The organism is Terriglobus albidus (assembly GCF_025685425.1).
GTDB classification, from domain to species: Bacteria; Acidobacteriota; Terriglobia; order Terriglobales; family Acidobacteriaceae; genus Terriglobus; species Terriglobus albidus.
This window is the reverse complement of record NZ_JAGTAS010000035.1, coordinates 22,308-40,879: the sequence shown is the minus strand read 5'-3', so window position 1 is coordinate 40,879 and position 18,572 is coordinate 22,308. Positions and strand designations below refer to the sequence as shown.

General features: G+C 57.8%; 24 protein-coding genes, 1 tRNA gene and 1 pseudogene. 17 read left to right on the top strand and 9 right to left on the bottom strand.

The annotated features are described in order from the left end of the window. The 7 genes from OHL21_RS07285 to OHL21_RS07255 all read left to right on the top strand — a co-directional run. On the top strand, positions 1-212 hold a 212-nt coding region (locus tag OHL21_RS07285; RefSeq protein ID WP_449649502.1), incomplete at its 5' end, for an EF-Tu C-terminal domain-related protein. Between the two features lie 371 nt (positions 213-583). Beyond that, positions 584-733, top strand: coding sequence for a 50S ribosomal protein L33 (gene rpmG / locus OHL21_RS07280; protein ID WP_147649427.1), 150 nt, complete (start codon positions 584-586; stop codon positions 731-733). A gap of 57 nt (positions 734-790) precedes the next feature. Next, a tRNA-Trp gene (locus OHL21_RS07275) sits at positions 791-866 on the top strand. 21 nt (positions 867-887) lie between these two features. Continuing rightward, a complete protein-coding gene (gene secE / locus OHL21_RS07270) occupies positions 888-1,148 on the top strand; it encodes a preprotein translocase subunit SecE (RefSeq protein ID WP_263416591.1) in 261 nt (86 codons plus the stop codon). Positions 1,149-1,177: 29 nt separating this feature from the next. Beyond that, positions 1,178-1,795, top strand: a complete 618-nt coding sequence (nusG, locus tag OHL21_RS07265) for a transcription termination/antitermination protein NusG (RefSeq protein ID WP_263416590.1) — start codon at positions 1,178-1,180, stop codon at positions 1,793-1,795. A gap of 126 nt (positions 1,796-1,921) precedes the next feature. Beyond that, entirely contained in the window at positions 1,922-2,356 is a 435-nt protein-coding gene (rplK, locus tag OHL21_RS07260; RefSeq protein WP_147649430.1) for a 50S ribosomal protein L11, read from the top strand. A 56-nt stretch (positions 2,357-2,412) separates the two neighbouring features. Continuing rightward, positions 2,413-3,405, top strand: coding sequence for an SDR family NAD(P)-dependent oxidoreductase (locus OHL21_RS07255; protein WP_263416589.1), 993 nt, complete (start codon positions 2,413-2,415; stop codon positions 3,403-3,405). A gap of 24 nt (positions 3,406-3,429) precedes the next feature. Here the strand turns inward: OHL21_RS07255 and OHL21_RS07250 are convergent, their stop codons facing one another. Continuing rightward, positions 3,430-4,293, bottom strand: a complete 864-nt coding sequence (locus tag OHL21_RS07250; RefSeq protein WP_263416588.1) for an SDR family oxidoreductase — start codon at positions 4,291-4,293, stop codon at positions 3,430-3,432. 763 nt (positions 4,294-5,056) lie between these two features. Further along, the gene (locus tag OHL21_RS07245) at positions 5,057-5,623 is read right to left on the bottom strand and encodes a TetR/AcrR family transcriptional regulator (protein ID WP_263416587.1); all 567 of its coding nucleotides are present in this window, start codon (positions 5,621-5,623) and stop codon (positions 5,057-5,059) included. Positions 5,624-5,808: 185 nt separating this feature from the next. On the opposite strand from OHL21_RS07245, the gene OHL21_RS07240 reads away from it, so the two are divergent. Genes OHL21_RS07240 through OHL21_RS07230 form a run of 3 tightly spaced genes read left to right on the top strand, consistent with a single transcriptional unit; the run spans position 5,809 to position 6,922 of the window. After that, positions 5,809-6,372 carry an RNA polymerase sigma factor gene (locus tag OHL21_RS07240; protein WP_263416586.1) on the top strand — a complete coding sequence of 188 codons (564 nt, stop codon included), beginning with the start codon at positions 5,809-5,811 and terminating at the stop codon, positions 6,370-6,372. A gap of 3 nt (positions 6,373-6,375) precedes the next feature. Further along, on the top strand, positions 6,376-6,759 hold the full coding sequence (locus OHL21_RS07235) for a periplasmic heavy metal sensor (RefSeq protein WP_263416585.1): 384 nt from the start codon (positions 6,376-6,378) through the stop codon (positions 6,757-6,759). After that, entirely contained in the window at positions 6,752-6,922 is a 171-nt protein-coding gene (locus OHL21_RS07230; RefSeq protein ID WP_263416584.1) for a hypothetical protein, read from the top strand. The genes OHL21_RS07235 and OHL21_RS07230 overlap by 8 nt, the downstream gene beginning before the upstream one ends. 383 nt (positions 6,923-7,305) lie before the next feature. Here OHL21_RS07230 and OHL21_RS07225 read toward each other — a convergent pair whose 3' ends face one another. Further along, positions 7,306-7,923, bottom strand: coding sequence for an HD domain-containing protein (locus OHL21_RS07225; RefSeq protein ID WP_263416583.1), 618 nt, complete (start codon positions 7,921-7,923; stop codon positions 7,306-7,308). Between the two features lie 402 nt (positions 7,924-8,325). Here OHL21_RS07225 and OHL21_RS07220 point away from each other — a divergent pair, with 402 nt between their 5' ends. Continuing rightward, positions 8,326-8,859: a helix-turn-helix domain-containing protein gene (locus tag OHL21_RS07220; RefSeq protein ID WP_263416582.1), complete on the top strand. Its 534-nt coding sequence runs from the start codon at positions 8,326-8,328 to the stop codon at positions 8,857-8,859. A 94-nt stretch (positions 8,860-8,953) separates the two neighbouring features. Here OHL21_RS07220 and OHL21_RS07215 read toward each other — a convergent pair whose 3' ends face one another. From OHL21_RS07215 to OHL21_RS07205, 3 genes and pseudogenes are all read right to left on the bottom strand, one after another. Continuing rightward, positions 8,954-9,541, bottom strand: a complete 588-nt coding sequence (locus tag OHL21_RS07215; RefSeq protein WP_263416581.1) for a DJ-1/PfpI family protein — start codon at positions 9,539-9,541, stop codon at positions 8,954-8,956. A gap of 8 nt (positions 9,542-9,549) precedes the next feature. Continuing rightward, positions 9,550-10,911, bottom strand: a pseudogene (locus OHL21_RS07210) (NAD(P)/FAD-dependent oxidoreductase); the annotation flags it as partial. A 187-nt stretch (positions 10,912-11,098) separates the two neighbouring features. Further along, complete coding sequence (locus OHL21_RS07205) at positions 11,099-11,299, bottom strand: allantoinase (protein ID WP_263416579.1); 201 nt, start codon at positions 11,297-11,299, stop codon at positions 11,099-11,101. Between the two features lie 87 nt (positions 11,300-11,386). Here OHL21_RS07205 and trxB point away from each other — a divergent pair, with 87 nt between their 5' ends. From trxB to OHL21_RS07190, 3 genes are all read left to right on the top strand, one after another. After that, positions 11,387-12,340, top strand: coding sequence for a thioredoxin-disulfide reductase (gene trxB / locus OHL21_RS07200; protein WP_263416578.1), 954 nt, complete (start codon positions 11,387-11,389; stop codon positions 12,338-12,340). Positions 12,341-12,731: 391 nt separating this feature from the next. Next, positions 12,732-13,145 (top strand): VOC family protein, encoded by a 414-nt coding sequence (locus tag OHL21_RS07195; protein ID WP_263416577.1) that lies wholly within the window; start codon positions 12,732-12,734, stop codon positions 13,143-13,145. A 2-nt stretch (positions 13,146-13,147) separates the two neighbouring features. Further along, positions 13,148-13,618, top strand: a complete 471-nt coding sequence (locus tag OHL21_RS07190) for a DUF4188 domain-containing protein (RefSeq protein WP_263416576.1) — start codon at positions 13,148-13,150, stop codon at positions 13,616-13,618. Between the two features lie 368 nt (positions 13,619-13,986). On the opposite strand, the gene OHL21_RS07185 is transcribed toward OHL21_RS07190, so the two are convergent. Both OHL21_RS07185 and OHL21_RS07180 read right to left on the bottom strand, forming a co-directional pair. Next, positions 13,987-14,256 (bottom strand): hypothetical protein, encoded by a 270-nt coding sequence (locus tag OHL21_RS07185; RefSeq protein WP_263416575.1) that lies wholly within the window; start codon positions 14,254-14,256, stop codon positions 13,987-13,989. A gap of 165 nt (positions 14,257-14,421) precedes the next feature. Further along, the gene (locus tag OHL21_RS07180) at positions 14,422-14,751 is read right to left on the bottom strand and encodes a DMT family protein (RefSeq protein WP_263416574.1); all 330 of its coding nucleotides are present in this window, start codon (positions 14,749-14,751) and stop codon (positions 14,422-14,424) included. 27 nt (positions 14,752-14,778) lie between these two features. Between OHL21_RS07180 and OHL21_RS07175 the strand changes: the two genes are divergently transcribed. From OHL21_RS07175 to OHL21_RS07165, 3 genes are all read left to right on the top strand, one after another. Beyond that, the gene (locus OHL21_RS07175; protein ID WP_263416573.1) at positions 14,779-15,471 is read left to right on the top strand and encodes a YggS family pyridoxal phosphate-dependent enzyme; all 693 of its coding nucleotides are present in this window, start codon (positions 14,779-14,781) and stop codon (positions 15,469-15,471) included. Then, the gene (locus OHL21_RS07170) at positions 15,468-15,770 is read left to right on the top strand and encodes a DUF167 domain-containing protein (RefSeq protein ID WP_263416572.1); all 303 of its coding nucleotides are present in this window, start codon (positions 15,468-15,470) and stop codon (positions 15,768-15,770) included. Before OHL21_RS07175 ends, OHL21_RS07170 begins: the two co-directional genes overlap by 4 nt. Before the next feature lie 67 nt (positions 15,771-15,837). Beyond that, positions 15,838-16,443, top strand: coding sequence for a DUF882 domain-containing protein (locus tag OHL21_RS07165; protein ID WP_263416571.1), 606 nt, complete (start codon positions 15,838-15,840; stop codon positions 16,441-16,443). Between the two features lie 249 nt (positions 16,444-16,692). On the opposite strand, the gene OHL21_RS07160 is transcribed toward OHL21_RS07165, so the two are convergent. Next, positions 16,693-18,420: a L,D-transpeptidase family protein gene (locus OHL21_RS07160; RefSeq protein WP_263416570.1), complete on the bottom strand. Its 1,728-nt coding sequence runs from the start codon at positions 18,418-18,420 to the stop codon at positions 16,693-16,695. Positions 18,421-18,572: the final 152 nt, after the last annotated feature.

The following is an 18,572-nucleotide window of genomic DNA, read 5'->3' as shown; positions in this document are numbered from 1 at the left end:
CCAACTATCGTCCTCAGTTCTACTTCCGTACGACCGACGTTACGGGCACGGTCAAGCTGCCTGAGGGCCGCGAGATGGTGATGCCTGGCGACAATGTCAGCCTGGAAGTAACGCTGCACACACCGGTTGCGATGGAGAAGGGTCTCCGCTTCGCCATCCGTGAGGGCGGCCGCACCGTCGGTGCAGGCGCCATCGCTGAGATCGTCAAGTAAGTCTAAGCGGACGGCGGGAGACGCGCTTCGCGCGTAAATGCCTGACGCAATGATTAACAAAAGCGGCGAGCTTCAGCTCGCCGCTTTTGTTTTGCTTCGAGAGACTTAGCAGCATACGAAACTTCCACAGAAGATTGCGTTTTCGATCAGCAATCTCGGCTTCCGCCCTTCCCCTCACAGCAGCTTTCGTGGATAATAGTCCAAGGCGAATGCGTGGCCTGACCGCTTCGCTTCCAGGAACAAAACTCAGGATTTTGGTAGCAGGGGCCATACGCCCTGCGTCGCGGCGTGTCGGGAGGGCGGTAAAACGTCCGATGAAGGACATCGCTGCTTGCCAGCCGAGGTGGCTGGCCAAGTGAAGGAGAGCAATTATGCGCGAGATCGTTACCCTGCAGTGCCCGGAGTGCAAGAACCGGAACTACTCGACCACCAAGAACAAGAAGACGACCACGGGCCGTCTGGAATTCTCGAAGTTCTGCAAGTTCTGCCGGAAGCATACCGCGCATAAGGAAACCAAGTAAGAGACTTCCCCGTCCAGAGAGACAGGCTGAAGCCGGTCTGGCGGGGTAAGTCATCACAGGGGCGTAAGCTCAACGGTTAAACTGTCGGTCTCCAAAACCGAACTTGGGGGTTCGAATCCCTCCGCCCCTGCCAAAGATTCGAGAAGGTACATTTATGGCCAAGGCGGTCGCAGTGGCAGAAGAGCAAAGCCAGGGAATACAGGTTTGGAAGTCGCAGCCGGCAAAGCTGAGCGGCTTTCTCAAGGACGTGCGCAACGAGTTGAAGAAGGTAGTAGCGCCCTCACCGACCGAGGTTCGCTCGACTACGATCGTCGTGATCGTAACCGTGTTTGTCTTTGCCTTCTACTTCTGGATTGTGGACAACGTCATTGGCAGGGCCATTGAAGTCGTCCTGGATAAGCTGACCTCGCACTAATATTTCCCCGCACTCTGAAGAAGGCATCCATGTCAGAAGAACTGAACCCGGCAGGCAGCAGCAACGACGGTGGTGAGCAGGTTCCCCCCGCTGAGCTGGCGCCTCCGTCGAATGAAAACTTCAAGTGGTACATCATCCACGCCTACTCCGGCTTTGAGCGCAAAGTGCGCGAGTCCATTGAGAGCCGTGTGCAGGCCTTTGGTCTGCAGAACAAGATCGGCCGCGTGATGATTCCTACGGAGCCGGTCACTGAGCTCCGCAACGGTAAGAAATACACTATCGAGCGCGTCTTCCTGCCTGGCTATGTGCTGGTGGAGATGGATCTCGATAACGACCTGTGGCACATCATCAAGAACACGCCGCGGGTTACGGGCTTTCTGGGCACCGGCGATAAGCCAGTAGCGCTGAGCGAAGAAGAAGTCAGCTCGATTCTGTTCCGTGCCGATGTCTCCAAGGAGAAGCCCAAGCTCAAGGTCAAGTTCGACAAGGGCGAGCAGGTACGCATCACCGAAGGGCCGTTTGCGAACTTCAACGGCACGGTGGACGACGTCAACGACGACAAACAGACGCTCAAGGTCATGGTTTCGATCTTCGGCCGCGCAACTCCGGTCGAGATCGAGTTCTCCAAGGTCGACAAGATCGTCTAGTACGAAGGGTTTTGCCTGGTGTCTTCTACCACTGGGCCGCGCTGACGGCGGGATGCTTCACCTGCGGCAGTCAGCATGGAAGTGAAATTTACGTCTGCGCCCGCGCAGACACGAAGGACAAGCAACATGGCACCGAAAAAGGTTCAAGGATACGTCAAGCTGCAGGTTGAGGCCGGTAAGGCCAACCCGGCGCCGCCGATCGGCCCCGCCCTCGGTCAGGCGCAGGTTAACATCATGGAGTTCTGCAAGCAGTTCAACGCTCGCACGCAGAACAAAGAACTCGCCGGAATGACTATTCCGGTCGTAATCACGGTGTACGCCGACCGTTCGTTCACCTTCGAGACCAAGACGCCCCCCGCCGCCAATCTTCTGAAGAAGGCTGCTGGTATTCAGAAGGGCGCCGGCGCCCCGAACAAGGACAAGGTTGGTAAGGTGACCGAGGCCCAGGTTCGGGAGATCGCTATCCAGAAGATGCCTGACCTGAACGCAGCTTCCGTAGAAACCGCGATCAAGTCGATCAAGGGTACCGCCCGCTCGATGGGTATCGAAGTCGTCGGCTAAGAGATTTTCTTGCACTCTCGCAGGCACGGAGCGCCTATGGCGCTCCGTTTCTCTTTGTGCGGCCAAACCCGGTACAGCGTTCCACTGTAGGTGCAGTGCAGGGCTTCCGCATCTATGAGCAGATGAAAACGCCGCTGGATGCCTTTCCGGGATACCAGCAACAGAGAAAATGCTCTAAGCTGGGCGGCATGTCCCGCAGATCGATTGTCGTCACCGGGGCCTCCAGCGGCATTGGCCTGGCCACCGTACGAGTCCTCACCAGCCATGGATTTCATGTCTTCGGCATGGTCCGCCGGCAGGAAGATTTCCACAAACTGCCATCAGAGTGCACTCCCCTGTTGATGGACGTCACCGATGAGGCCTCCATCCAGCGTGCCTTTCAGGAGGTTAGCTCCGTACTCGGCACAGAAACACTGGCGGGACTGGTCAATAACGCCGGCATTGCCGTCCATGGTCCACTGGCCTATCTGCCGATCGATGACTTCCGGCGTCAGCTCGAGGTGAACCTGGTGGCCCCGGTTCGTCTGAGCCAGGTCTTTGCTCCCCTGTTGGGTGCGGATCGCAGCCGTACTGGGCCATCGGGACGCATTGTGAATATCAGCTCCGTCTCCGGAAAGTTGGCTTCGCCCTTCCTGGGCGCCTATGCTGCGTCTAAGTTTGGTCTGGAGGCTGTCTCAGAATCGATGCGGCGGGAGCTGTTGCTGCATGGCATCGACGTGATCGTCGTGGCGCCGGGAGCTGTCGTAACACCCATCTGGGACAAGGCCGAGGCCACTGGGATCGAGCAGTTCCGCCAAACGGAATATGCCACGGCGCTGGAGCGTTTTGGACAGATTTTCCTCACCGGAGGCAGACAGGGATTTCCTCCTGAGCGGGTGGGCGAAGTGATCCATTTGGCGCTTACAGTCGCTAGGCCAAAGGCCAGGTACGCTGTGGTGCCTCATAAATTTCGGGGCTGGATACTCCCAAAGATCGTGCCCGCGCGCATGGTGGACCGCTACGTTGGCAAACTGCTTGGGTTGACAAGAACTTCCGGGCAGGGCCGCTAAGCGGCCCCTGCCTACTCGAAGCTGTTACCGCGTCTGAAGCTCCGCAAAAGGTACCGTTCCCTCAAAGACGGTGGAATGCGTCAGCTCCCGGAAACGCTCCGCCTCCTGATGACGCGCATCTTCCGCCGTTTTGACCCGCATCTCGGCGTCGACCCCGAGGATCAGGCGCATGGGCACCTCCTCACTGTCGGCCAGCTTCACGATCAGAGCGGCTATCTTCTTCGGGTCTCCTTCCTGGTGGCCTTCGTATTTGTCTCGTAGGGCGATGAGCTGGCCAACCGAAGGCTCATACTCCGGCAGCAGGTTGGGGAGACCTGCGCCGGCGCGTCGAAGCCAGTTGGTGCGGATACCGCCGGGTTCCAGAGTGCAAACCTTTACACCGAAGGGTGCAACCTCGAGTGCAACCGAGTCGCTGAAGCCTCCCACGGCCCACTTGGCGGCGTGATACGGCGCGTTCCCCGGCATAGCGATGCGACCGCCGATGGAAGAGACCTGGAAAATCAATCCGCTACGCTGCTTGCGCATCTGCGGCAAGGCTGCGCGGGTGGTGTAGACCACACCGTAAAAGCAGGTGTCGATAATGCCCTTGAAGTCATCCGGGGAGATCTGCTCGAAGGGAGCAAACAGCCCGTAGCCGGCGTTGTTGACCAGCACATCCAGGCGGCCGAAGGTATCGATGGCTGTTTGCACAGCTGCCTTCGTGGCCTCTTCGTCGCGAACATCCAGCTTCACCGGCTTGATGAGGTCTCCGTACTGGGTTAGCAGCGGTTCAAGTTCTTCGAGACGCCGCGCACCGGCGACCACTGAATCTCCGGCTGCGAGGGCAGCCTCCACGATATCCCGTCCGAGACCGTTGCCGCTTCCTGTTACCAACCAGACCTTACTCATCTTGAAAATTCCTCCTGCAGGATCAGACTCCATAATGAGTGAGTAGTTGCTCATTTATTTTTGAAGAACATTCAGTCCATTCCATGGATGTAAAGAGAGTGGAGGCAGATACGGGATCGGATGCACTACGCTCGGGGAATCAGAACAGGTAAAAGAAGCCACGACCTTCGAACAAGCCGCAGACAGAGCGCTGAAGGCGCGCTCCATATCAGCCTGGGGCAACGCCCCAGGTCACGAATCCCATTGATGGTCGAAGGGCTGAAGGCCCGCTCCATCGTGGCGCATTTATGCGCAAATAAATTTGTCCGCATCGCTACGAAATAACGATCAAAAGAAGATTGAGCTTCACGCGATACCTTCGAGGAGAGAACTAGGTGTATCACTTGATTTCAGTGCAGGACTGATTTCAGTGCAGGACTATAGAGCGGGCCTTCAGCCCTTTCTGCACTTAGGAGAAACCTATCCTGGGGCGTTGCCCCAGGCTGATATGGAGCGCGCCTTCAGCGCTTTTGAGCAGCGGCTTGTTCGAAGGTAGTGGCTTCCTTGCCCACCTTAGAGCAGTTCTCCTAAAACTGTAGCGTTGGCTAAAACTGTAGCGTTGGATAGATCTGTAAATGCCCTTTTCTTCGAAGAAAAACGGAGCAAACTGCCAAAACTCCGCTCTACACCTTTAGGAGAAATGCTTTAGCTCCGCGAGGATGGGCACCCCGGCCTGAATTCCTGACGATAAAAACCGAATTGGATGACCGCTCCTGCGCCGCTGCTACTGCAAAGCACGCCAGAAGAGATCGAACGTCTTCTCTTTCAGACTTTCGCGCTGGCGAGGCTTTTTGGCAATGTACTCCATGGCTGCATCCTGCATCGCGCCCATCATGGAGCTGGCAAAGCCCTTCGGCAATCCTTTCGCAGTGATGCGTTCTTCTACCCCGGCAAGCGCACTGTCTACCTCTCCTCGCATGGAGGCACTCTTCGCCCTGGTCTCTTCCGTCAGCACTTCGGAGAGATTCAGGCGCATGGAGACGGATCTCTTTTCAGGATAGGCAATCGCCCAGTCCAGGCTGACCGACCAGACATGCCAGGCGCGGTCCCGCAGCGATCCCTTTACGGGGAAACCGTTGTGGATGGCGCCATAGATTTCCACCTTTAGTTCAAGATAGAGTTCGTTGAGAAGCTGTTCCTTGGTCGCGAAGTAGGTAAACAGGGTTCCTTCGGCTACTCCGGCGCGTTTCGCGATCCGCGCGGTGGAGACGGAAAGTCCTGAGGCTGCAATTTCATGAATCGCCGCCTGCAGCAGGGCGGAGCGTTTTTCCGGACTGAGGGGCCGCGCCATCTCTACCGAGTATTAGAGCATTTCCCTGTTGCTGGGTACCCCGGAAGAGCAGTGCAGCCGGCGTTTTCATCGCGGAAAATGCCCATGGATGCGGAAGCCCTACTCTACTCCTACGGGGAAAATACTCTACAAGAAAATCTGCAATATGTTTTGAGTTGCTTCGTTCTACAGAGTGAGCGAAGCGCATGACGCACGAGATGAGCCTCGACGAACAGGACCGGTTCCTTACCGAGACGATGGAGCGTGATAAACCACGTCTACGCAGCTTCATTCTCCGGCGTGTGAAGGATGCCGATCAAGCCGAGGACATTCTGCAGGAGGTTTTCTACGAGCTGGTAGAGACCTATCGGATGATGAGGCCTGTGGAACAGGCCACCGGCTGGATGTTTACCGTGGCCCGCAACCGGATCACGGATATGTTCCGGAAGAAGACTCCGGAGTCATTGCAGCAGCCGGTGGTGGACGACAGCGCACTGACGCTTGAGGATCTGCTACCGTCGCGCGATGCAGGCCCGGAAGCGGCGTATGCGCGAGAGGTATTGATGGACCTGATCGAAGAAGCTCTGGATGAATTGCCGGAGGCACAGCGCGAGGTGTTTATCGCGCATGAGATCGACGGGCTGAGCTTCAAAGAAATATCCGCCGCGACCGGCGTCGGTGTAAGCACACTGCTTTCGCGCAAACGATATGCCGTGCTGCATCTGCGGGAGCGGCTGGAAGAGATGAAAGATGTATTCGAAAGCAGGTAGGCGATGAGAAAGCCATTCAAAGTTGTGAAGGTGTTGCTGATCGTTGTGGTGGCTGCAACGGTCGTTGGATTTGCGGTCATGCTGTTGTGGAATGCGCTGATGCCGGCGATCTTCGCCCTGCCCCGCATTACCTACTGGCAAGCACTGGGGCTCTTTGTTCTTGGCAAGCTGCTCTTTGGCGGTTTCCACGGCCGCAGGCATCATGACGGCCATCGCTGGGGACGCCATATGCGTGAGCGCTGGGAACAGATGTCTCCGGAGCAGCGGGAGAAGTTACGCGAGGGTTTACGCGGCAGCCGCTGCTGGCCAGGACACCCCGGACACCGCGGCGGGCCGTGGGGACGCGGCGATGAGATCCCGAAGAAAGAGGAGGCGAACCGTGGATGAACAGACATTGAGAACCGACCTGCTGATGCCGCGGTTGGCAGAGTTGGAAGCAGAGAATGAACGGCTGCGGCAGATGCTGGCGGAATTGTTGTTGACGAATCAGATGTTGCGGCAGGGGCGGGGCTCTGCGGAGCGTGAGACGAAATCGTTATTGAGGGCGTAAGCCAAGGATCGGGTGCCCCATATATGCGCAGCATCTGTGGGAGATCGAGCGAAGCTCGATACGTGTTTTGATTTGTCATTTCGTAGCGTGGCGGAGAAATCTGCTGTTATTCGTTCCCCCAGGCGGTTGAACTATAGAGCGGGCCTTCAGCCCTTTGGACGCTTGTTGGTCGTAAACCTGGGGCGTTGCCCCAGGCTGGTATTGGGCGCGCCTTCAGCGCTCTGTTCCTCGGCTTGTTTGAAATTCGCGCCTTCCTGGCCCACCCTAGCTCCGCGAGGGGTGGGGCACCCGGGCGCTCGAACATGTGGATGGTTCGCGCGTAGCGCGAACACCCATATCCCTAAAGGGGACACCGGAATATGGGGCACCCCGTGTATGGGTAACTAAGCGGCGGTTCCTTTCAATCCCAGATCTTCGGCACGAGCCTGCAAAGCAGTCAAGCAGTTGCTGATGTGATCGTCGATAGGAATCCCCAGCAGCTCTGCCCCCTGTGTCATGTCCTCTCGCTTTACGGCGCGGGCGAAGGCTTTGTCTTTCATCTTCTTCTTTACGCCTGCTACTTCGACTTCGAAGATCGATTTGCTAGGTTTCACCAAGGCACATGCCGTCAGAAAGCCTGCGAGCTCGTCACAGGCGAAGAGAGAGCGCTCCAGATGGGTTTCTCGCGGTACGCCGCTGTAATCTGCGTGGGACAAGATGGCGCGGCGGATCTCTTCGGGCCAGCCCTGCTCGGCGAGCACTTTTTCACCGACGAAGGGATGTTCTTCGAGCGAAGGATGCCGGTCATAGTCGAAGTCGTGCAGCAGGCCGGCGATAGCATACTTCTCAATGAATGCCGCGGCCTCGTCTCCGCTCAAGCCCAATCGTTCTGCCTCGCGGGCGCCGTAGAACGCAGTGCAGGCCTCCACGGCGAGTGCATGCTTGATCAGGCTGGCCGACTCAGTCCACTCCTTCAATACTTCCCATGCGCGATCGCGGGTATATGGATTCATGTGAGACATGGTAATGAAATTTGCCTCCCATCTGAAAAGCAGACATCGTTACGGCTAGAGCATTTTCCCTGTTGCTGGTATCCCGGAATGGGAGTGCCGTGGCGTTTCATTGCGGAAAACGCCCATAGATGCGGAATCCCTACACTACACCCACAGGGAAAATGCTCTGCGCCTTCACTCGGGGATGACAGCGTAGGAAAACTACCCTCTTTTCCTCAGGTGCTTACTCCGCCTGTAGAAACAAGTTACTTTCTTGGTTCTTTTTCGGGTTTTCTCCCTGTTTTAGCTAATAATCACCGGGATTCCCCTTGACTAAGCAGTAACCGGGTGTCAATCTAGGCACATCCATTCCGTCCAGGCATTGACGGGTGGGCGGGTCCCTTGCTCTGGCGACTTCGCGACAAATTGAATATGGCAACCATGATGGCTCCCGTCGAACAGCGGGAAGTTCTTCGTTGCGATCACTGCAGTCTGGTTCAGTTCCGGACGGCAAATGCGCTGTGCCGCCGCTGCCACAAGCCGCTTGAGGCTGATGAGCCCGAGGTAGCACCAGCACCCCTTGCAATCGTTCCGCCGCAGCCGGCCCAGGAAGGCTCGTTGCAGGTAGCGACCGCTGTGCGTGATCTGCGCCGCGTCCGCAACCTGTCGCAGCGCCAGTTGGCGACGCGCATGAACGTGCCGCGCACCTACATCTCAAAGATTGAGAATGGCAAGGCGATGCCGACACTCGGTTCGCTGGAGCGTCTCGCTACCGCACTGCAGGTCGATATCTCGGCGTTGCTGCGCGACTCGCGCTCGCGCCGCAGCGATGAGGCTGCCGTGCTGATGTCTGACCCGTTCCTGGCGGAGATCGCCGGCTACGTCAGCCAGTTGGACAGCCTGCAGCGCTCAATCTTTATGAATCACGTCCGTGAGCTCGCGAGCGGACGCCGGAAGATGGCGTAAGCAAAGCAGTACCTGCTTTCTCTCTCCAAAGCTCCCGCGGAGGATGTTCCGGCATCCTCCGCGGACCCGCTCTGCTGTGACAACGCTTTGATCTTTACGACCTGGAAGCAAGATAGGTCTGCAGTACACGTTCGAAGTTTGAGAGCCATGCCGGATGCGCCGGCCATGCGGGAGCTGTCACCAGCTTTCCATCCACAACCGCCTCGGTCATCCCAATCGACTGATACGATCCGCCTGCCAGCTTGACCTCTGGAGCACATGCCGGGTACGCACTGATCTTTTTGCCCTGCAGCACACCCGCCGCAGCAAGAAGCTGCGGACCATGACAGACAGCCGCAACCGGCTTGCCAGCGTCGAAGAAGTGGCACACCGTCTTCAGCACGGCTTCATCCGTCCGTAGGTACTCCGGCGACCGGCCACCGGGAATCACCAGGCCGTCATAGTTCGCAGCGTCCACGTCGGCGAAGGTTGCATTCAGCACGAAGTTGTGGCCGCGCTTCTCGCTGTACGTTTGGTCCCCTTCGAAGTCGTGGATCGCGGTGCGGACAAACTCGCCCTTGTTCTTCTTCGGGCAGACGGCATCGACGGTATGTCCCAGCACCTGGAGGGTCTGGAAGGGGACCATGACTTCATAGTCCTCAACGTAGTCGCCAACCAGCATGAGCAGCTTCGCGTGGGCCATGACTTCTCCTATCGTTTTGCGGTGAGCTCCGGAGCATTGAGGTCGAGCTTCTCTTCGACCTGCTGCTCATTCCATCCTGGCAGGTTCTGTGAACCGACTATCAGCCGTGCACCATCTTTGAAGAAGAGATAGGTGTACGCCCACTGGCGGAAGACCGAAAGCCGGCTGCGGAAGTTGATAAGGAAGCTGATGTGGATCACCAGCCAGACGATCCAGGCAGGAAAGCCGGACATGTGGGCCTTGAAGGGCCAGATCACCTTGGCGATGGCCGCCTTGCGGCCGATGGTGGCCATATCGCCCTTATCGAAGTAGTGGAACGGGGTACGCTTCTCCCCGTTGAGATCGGCGAGGATCAGCTTTGCGGCATGGATGCCCATCTGCATGGCCGGCTGTGCCGTGCCGGGAACCTGGCGACCGTCCTGCTCCACATGCGCCAGATCGCCGCAGATGAAGATCTCCGGATGGTTCTTCGGGTTGAGGAATTGGTCGACCAGGACGCAGCCGCGCCGGTCGATCTCTACCCCAAGCAGTCTTCCAAGCGGTGAGGCCTGCACGCCAGCGGCCCATAGGGTCACGACGGTGTCGATCCGCTTTGCGTTTGGTCCGGTACCCAGAATCACGTACCCGGGTTGAACGTCGGTGACGTGTTGCCCGGTCAGCACCTGGACTCCAAGGTGGTTGAGCTGCTGGACGGCGCTTTCGCGGAGATCCTCCGGGTATGCCGCCAGAATGCTGGGCGAGCCCTCCAAAATCAGCACCTTCGCTTGCGATGGATCGATATGGCGGAAGTCACGCCGCATGTATAACTTAGCGATGTCCGAAATGGCTCCGGCAAGCTCTACCCCGGTGGGTCCGCCGCCGATGATGGCGAAGTTCAGCTCCGGGTGTGTGCCTTTTTCGAGCATCTCGCGCTCGGCGAGCTCGAAAGCGAGCAACACGCGCCGACGGATCTCCACAGCGTCTTCGATGGTCTTCAGGCCGGGAGCCAGCTTGCACCATTCGTCACGCCCGAAGTAGGAGTGCGTCGATCCGGTGGCGACGATCAGATAGTCGTAGGTGAGCTGTGCACCCGAACGAAGATCAACCCGCCTGCGGTCGAGATCGAAGCTAATGGCTTCGTCCATCAGCACCTCGACATTGGAATTGTGGCGGAAGACTGCACGGATCGGCTGTGCAATATCGGAGGGATTCAGCACAGCCAGAGCCACCTGATACAGCAGCGGCTGGAAGGTATGGTGATTACGACGATCGACGATCGTGATATCCATCGCCTGTTTCGCCAGGGTCTGCGCTGCGCGTAGACCGGCAAATCCCGCTCCCAGAATAACCACCCGTTTGCGTTCGGCCATCTGTACCCCCTGGAGCATTTTCCCCGTGGGTGTGTAGGGCTTCGGCTTCTCATCCTATGGGCGTTTCCGCGAGGAAACGCCGCTGCACGCTCTTCCGCAATACCCAGCAACAGAGAAATGCTCTAACCAATACGATGCAACAGGTTGTGCTACCGGCTCACCCAATTCCTATTCGGCCCCAGATCAAAAGTAGCAGCCGGCGGAGCTCCTAAATTTCAGGATAGAAATCGAAGAAAGCATCCAGGCTTTGCTTCAACTGGGCCTCGATCTGTTCGCGGGAGCCCTCCAGCAGATGCATGGTCACTCGGGCCGCATTGCCGTTCTTCAGCTCGATGGGGGCATCGCCGACGGAGGAGATCTCATCAGCGGGCAGAAGTCGCATTCCATAGACAAGTACAAGATTCGCCATGGATCTATTGTCGCTCCGAATCCGCGCCGCGGCGGAGCGTGGGCTGGTTTGAATCTTCCGGACGCCGTTTACAATCAAACCTTAGCCATGTCCGACCATACAACCCGCGATACAGTCATCCTCGGTTCCGGCTGCTCCGGCCTGACGGCTGCCATCTACACCGCCCGCGCCAACCTGAAGCCTCTCGTTCTGGAGGGTCATGAGCCCGGCGGACAGCTTTCCATCACCACGCTGGTCGAAAACTTCCCTGGCTGGCCCGAGGGCATACAGGGGCCTGAGCTGATTGAGAACATGAAGCAGCAGGCGACGCGCTTCGGTGCGGAGCTCAAGATGGCTCACCTGGTCTCGGTCGATCTGTCCAAGCGCCCATTCGAGCTGAACCTGGGCAAGGAGACGATTCACACCCGCACGCTGATCATCGCCTCCGGAGCTTCGGCCCGCTGGTTGGGGATTCCCAGCGAACAGGCCCTGATCGGTCACGGAGTCTCGAGCTGCGCTACCTGCGATGGCTTCTTCTTCTCCGGCAAGGAGATCGCGGTGGTGGGCGGCGGCGACTCGGCCATGGAAGAGGCTCTCTTTCTCACCCGTTTTGCGACCAAGGTGACGCTGATCAACCGCAGCGAAAACTTCCGTGCCAGCAAAATCATGCTGGAGCGCGCGATGGCTCATCCGAACATCGTCTTCCGCACCAGCACGGTGGTGGACGAAGTTCTGGGCGTAGAAGAGAAGGACGTCAAAGGCCTGAAGCTGCGGAACATCAAGACCAATGTCGTAGATCACCTGCCATTGTCGGGTCTCTTTCTGGGCATCGGTCATGAGCCCAACGCGAAGATGTTCCGCCACCAGATCGATCTGGACGACGACGGTTACATCAAGACGGTGAATAACGTCTTCTGCACCCTGAATGGGCAGGTTGTTCCCGGCGTCTTCGCCTCCGGCGATGTGCAGGACCGCCGTTACCGCCAGGCCATCACGGCCGCCGGCACCGGCTGCATGGCCGCGCTGGAAGTCGAGAAGTTCCTCGAAGAGCACGGACGGTAATTCATAAGGCCGCGATATCCTGTCGGCACCTTTAGAGCATTTTCCCTGTTGCCGGGTATCCCGGAAGAGGAGTGCGGCGGGGTTTTCATTGCGGAAAACGCCCATAGATGCGGATGCCCTACTCTGCACCTGCAGGGAAAATGCTTTAATCGCATTTTCCCTGTTGCTGGGTATCCCGGAAGAGGAGTGCAGCGGCGTTTTCATCGCGGAAAACGCCCATCGATGCGGAAACCCTACTCTGCACCTGCAGGGAAAATGCTTTAATCGCATTTTCCCTGTTGCTGGGTATCCCGGAAGAGGAGTGCAGTGGCGTTTTCATCGCGGAAAACGCCCATAGATGCGGAAACCCTACTCTGCACCTGCAGGGAAAATGCTTTACGGAGGTCCCTTCATGGAGATTCGCGGCCTTTGTCCGCTTCTGGGAGTCTTCGATATGCCGCGGTCGGTGCGGTTCTACTGCGACAACCTCGGCTTTGAGATCCATCAGCGTTCCGCGACCTATGCTGTTGAAAACGGCACAGAGCGCTTTCACTGGGCGTGGCTCAAGCGCGACGACGCGGATTTGATGTTGAACACGGCTTATGACGAAGGCCAGCGTCCCGACCTGGAAAATCCCATGCGCCTGGCAGCTCACCAGGACACGACACTTTATCTTGGCTGTCCGGATGTGGATGGCGCCTACGAGGAGCTAAAGGCAAAGGGCGTGTCCTGTAAGCCTCCGCAGACGGCCTGGTACGGCATGCGACAGCTGGAAATGCGTGATCCGGATGGATTCGGCGTGGTACTTCAATGGAGGGCAGAGTAGCTATGGCGGTACATACGGGACGCTACACCGCACAGATCGAGGGAGATTTCGTCGTCTTCCTGATCGGCATGCGCATCAACTCGCTATGGGCCGTACACAAATGGATGCCGGTCACACAGACGATGCCGCGCATGCTGAAGGAGCTCTATCGCCAGCCGGAGCTTGGCTTTCTTCGGCACGAGATCTTCCTAGGCTGGCGGACGGTGATGACGGTACAGTACTGGCGGAGCTTCGACAAGCTTCATGCCTATGCACATGCGCGCGATCATGAACATCTGCCGGCGTGGGCCGAGTTCAACCGGCGCGTGGTGAAGAGCGCGGCTGTCGGTGTCTTTCACGAGACCTACCTGGTAAAGGCCGGACAGTATGAAGCGATCTATTCCCACATGCCACGCTTCGGTCTGGCCAGTGCGGCACAGCATGTGCCTGCGATCGGACGGTTGAATACGGCGCGGGAGCGGTTGCAGCAGTAAACCAGATCGTAAAACGGCAGGTGCGCTGACGCAGGCGCAAAAGCATGGCTGAAACTGGTGGGAGCAGCGGGCTTCCAGCCCGCTGATAAAGGCCTAAAAGTAGGCGGACTTTTAGCCCTGGGCCTCCTCTGTCCGTGAGGAAAAGCCCAGGGCTGAAGCCCATTTCTATATGGCCGATAGACCGTGGGCTGAAAGCCTGGCTTCAGCCCACGGCTCCCACCCGATTCGAGCTTCGCCCAAACATTCACCCATCGCGATGCGATGGATGGGGGGCACCACTGTATAGCGGCAGGTAGATAGAGGCGGATCGAGCTGAGCTCGATCCGCCTCTGTTTTTCAACCAGCAACCAGGAACTAGCGACCAGCAACTACTTCGGTGGCATTTCTGCTTCCGTTGCCTTCCTATCGGCCTTGTCCTGGGCCTTGTCGGCTTTCTTCTGTTCGCTGGAATTCAGCTGCTTCTGCTTGGCCTTATCTGCCTTTGCCTGGGCCTTCTCAGCCTTGGCTTCTTTCTTGAGCTGCTTCTGGGTCTGTTTGTTGGCTTCCTGGCGGGTTTGCTCGCTGGTTTCCTGAGCAAAACCAGTCAGGCCCAGGCTCAAGGCACATCCCAGCACCGCAGCGCGTGTCATGTAGGTCATCTTTCACCTCCGTGCGTCCAGATAAGACGCCTTCGGCACATTTTGTGCTGCCCGCTAGAACTTTTTCACTGTGGTGTGGTGCGGGGATTCCGTATCTATGGGCGTTTTCCGCAATGAAAAGCCGCTGCACCGTCTTCCGGGATACCCGGCAACAGTGAAAATGTTTTAGAACTTGTGAAACATGAAAAAGGCGGCGCCTACCAGGCAACCAAAGGCGGCGAAGTAGTTCCAGCGCAGCTTCTCGCCGAAATACAGAACGGCAAAGACTCCGAAGACTGACATGGTAATGACCTCCTGCAGCACCTTGAGCTGTTCAGGAGAGAATTTGCTGGCGCCGAGGCGGTTGGCCGGAACCTGCAAACAGTACTCAAAAAAAGCAATTCCCCAGCTTACGAAAATCACCGTCCACAGCGCGGCGTCGCGGTGCTTCAGATGTCCATACCAGGCGATAGTCATAAAGATGTTCGAACCAATGAGAAGCAGAATCGTCCACATATCTTCCTCAGATGCAAAACTAGAGATATGTCCATCGTAGAAAACCTGGAGCGCGTCCGCGAACAGATTGCCGCTGCCTGCACAAAGGCCGGCAGGAACGAAGCCGATGTCGCGCTGATGGCCGTCTCGAAGACACATCCCGCATCGGCGATTGAAGAGGCCTACGCTGGGGGACAGAGGCTCTTCGGCGAGAACCGCGTGCAGGAGTGGGAGGCAAAGTCCGCGCAACTCTCTCTGCCCGACATGGAGATGCACCTCATCGGTCCGCTGCAATCGAACAAGACCAACAAGGCCGCGGGACTCTTTCATACGATTGAAGCCGTTGACTCGCTACGCATTGCGCAGCGGCTCGACACGGCTGCGCAAGCCCTTGGACGCAAGCTTCCGATCCTGCTTGAGATCAAGCTCTCGCATGAAGACTCAAAGCACGGCATGGCTCCGGAGGAGCTTCCGGCTTTGCTGGAGGCGCTGCCTGCGCTGAGCCATGTAATTCCTGTGGGTTTGATGACCGTCCCTCCTCTGGATGCACAGGGCGAGGAAGCACGTCCTTACTTCCGCCATCTGCGTGAGCTGCGCGATCGGGCACAGAGCAGCATCGCTACCCTGACCCAGCTCTCCATGGGGATGTCGCACGATTACACTGTCGCCATCGAAGAAGGCTCCACCTGCGTGCGTGTGGGAACAGCCATCTTTGGCCAACGGGAGTACTCGCAGCCATGAGCCTGCGACTGCAGCAGAGCGGCGAGGATTGCCTGCTCCCAGTCCGTCTGCATCCGGGAGCCCGGCGCACTGCCATTACCGGCGAGCACGATGGAGCTCTCAAGATCGCACTGACGGCTCCTCCTGTCGAGGGCAAAGCCAACGTCGCGTTGTTGCGTTATCTTGCTGAAATACTGGGGCTTTCGCAAAGCCGAGTAATCCTGAAGAGCGGCCAGACCAGCCGATCCAAAATGATTTTGATCACATGCATCCGGGCCGAGGAGGTCGCCGCAAAGCTGGACCCGGCAACGTATACTTAAAGGAAGAGCAAGCCCAAATCCCGATTGCGATTTACGAATCGTCATTCCTCATTCGGAGACTTTTTTCATGCAGTTTCGCCGTCTGGCTTGCGGCGCCGTATTCAGCGCCCTCCTCCTGATCCTCTTTGGCTCCCGCACGGCGGCACACGCCAACGACCTCCCCACTGGTATGAAGCCGGCGCCAAGCCGTCCGCTCGAGCAATACCGCCTGCGTCTGCATCACCTGCATACTGGCGAGGACATCGATGTGGTTTATAAGATCGGCAACGAGTATGTGCCCTCGGGTATTGCGAAGCTGAACAGCTTTCTGAGGGACCATCGCACGGGTGATGTTGCCCACTACGACCCGAAAGAGTTTGACGTGCTGCACACACTGCTTGCCCGGCTTGGACGGCCCAACAACGTGATTGATATCGTTTGTGGCTATCGCACGCCGTGGAGCAACAACTTCCTGCGCGGCCGCAGCGCGGATACGGGCGTAGCGAAGAACTCGCAACATGTGCTGGCCAAGGCGATCGATATCCGTGTGCCGGGAGTCACGACGGCGAAGCTGCGTCAGGCTGCGTTGAGCCTGCATGCCGGCGGTGTGGGGTATTATCCGGTGTCACAGTTTGTGCACGTGGATGTCGGGCCGGTGCGGCAGTGGACGTACGGTACGGCGCATAACGATTAATGAGTTGGAGCGCTGAAGGCGCGTTCTATACCAGCCTGGGGCAACGCCCCAGGAGCTGACTTCAGCGGTTGAGCTTCCGACAAGCCATCGGTAGAGAAGCGGATTTCTCCGCTATCGCTACGAAATGACAAACAAAAGGCGGTTCGAGCGAAGCTCGAATGTCCCGCCCATCGCGTTCTCACCCCAGCGAACGAGTTCGCTGGGGACCCCGATACGCGATGGATGGGGCACCCAGTGTATTGGGGGGTACTAAACTGTCTCGCCTGGGGCGGTTTTGGGTTTTACTTCTTCTTTGAACCAGGGGTAGGGATAACCCTTGCGCAGGACGTCTTCCAGCTGTTTGTCGTACTCGTAGACATCGTCGTAGAAGTGGATATCTCCATCCTCCGCCACCTGGGCTGTAGCGTAGAAGATCACTACCGGAAGCGGTTGTTTCAGCACAACCGTCTTATTGTCCGGCCCGTTGTTCATGGCGTCGTGGATCTTCTCTTCGGGCCATTCCGGTTGATCTTTCAATACCCAGTCAGCGAGCTTCTCCGGCTCCTGCAGGCGGATACAACCGTGTGAGAAGTCACGCTTGGAGTTGGCAAAGAGCTGCGTCGCGGGCGTGGAGTGCATGTAGATGTCGTACTGGTTGGGGAACATGAACTTCACCAGACCGAGAGAGTTCTTTGGCCCCGGTTTCTCGCGGACAATCACGCGGCCTTGTGCGATCGAATCAGCGTTATAGCTTGTCACCGGCTGGCCCTGCGCGTTCACCGCTTCAAAGTTCTTCTTTGCCAGATATCCAGGATCTTTCGCGACGTGTGGAGCGATCTCCTTGCGGGCGATGTTGGTCGTCACCGTCCAGTAGGGACGGAAGACGATGTACTTCATCTTCTGTGTGAAGACCGGCGTCTGATGCTGGCCGATAAACTGCCCCACCACGACACGCATGCTGAAGTCGAGCTTATGGGTAACGGGATCATGCACGCGCAGAACAAACTCCGGCAGGTTGACCTGCAGCGGCGCCTTCAGGAACTCGTCCGGAAGCCAGCGCCAGCGCTCCAGGGTGTCCTGGAACTGGTGAATTCGTGATGCGGGAGAGATGTTCAGCGCTGCAATTGTCTGCGGCCCCAGCTTCCCGTTCTCTTCCAGGCCGTGGCGGTGCTGGAAGTGCTTTACAACCTCCGCAACCTGCGGGGTATAGGCATTTCCGGTAGGTGCCTCTCCCTGGGTATCGCCCAGGATGGTAAACCGCTGCCACATGGCTTGCAGCCCGGGATACTCGCCGCCGGGCAGGATCGGCTTGGCTACAGCCGGCAGCGGATCCCACTGCGGATTCGCCTTTGCCATGTCGATGTATTTGCCGAGCGCATCTTCGGTCGCGCGGTACTGGTCGCTGTTGGGCTCAACCGATGCGATCTGCGAAGCAACATCTTCGGAGTCGACAACGTTTTCCGCGAGGAAGGTCGGCAGATCGTAGCGCTTTCCGAGGGCATTGACATCAAAGTCGAAGTGCTGAGGGTTCACACGGCCAATGTGCAGGTCGCTAACGAGGCGCATGGTACAGACCGTCATCGCGATATCGAACTTTGCCAGCTCATCATCTGACGCAGAAGACAGCCCGGCGAGGCGCTGCGGCCAACGGTCGGCATCATAGTCTTCCGGGTTCAGCCCCTTGCGATCGATCGTCTGGAAGAGATGGATGATATCCGTGGTTGCCTTTACCGGCTTCTTATCACGTGTCCACGCCAGTCGATATTCGCGCATGGCATAGAAGTTCTGCACATAGTTCTTGTAGTCGGTGTAGTTGGGCCAACGCAGCATGGGCAGATTGCCGGTGGCGTCCAACTGCTGCAGCTGATTGGAGTAGTCCGGGGAGAAGGTTTCGAGCGTCTTGCCGACACCGTGCTTTCGCTTACAACCACCTGCTGCTATCAGAACCGCGATCATTGCCGCGGCAAACACACGACCACCCAGGACTCTACCGTTCACACAGCCTCCGTGCTGCATCTGTTCCCTACGATGCCATAAGTCACCCCATTGTCAGCCAGAGAAAACGGAACGGCCCTTCCAGGTCCCTGCGGAGGCAAGAAAAGACCATTCGATCCACAGCGCTTCCGCTACACTGTCGTGACACTGCTTGC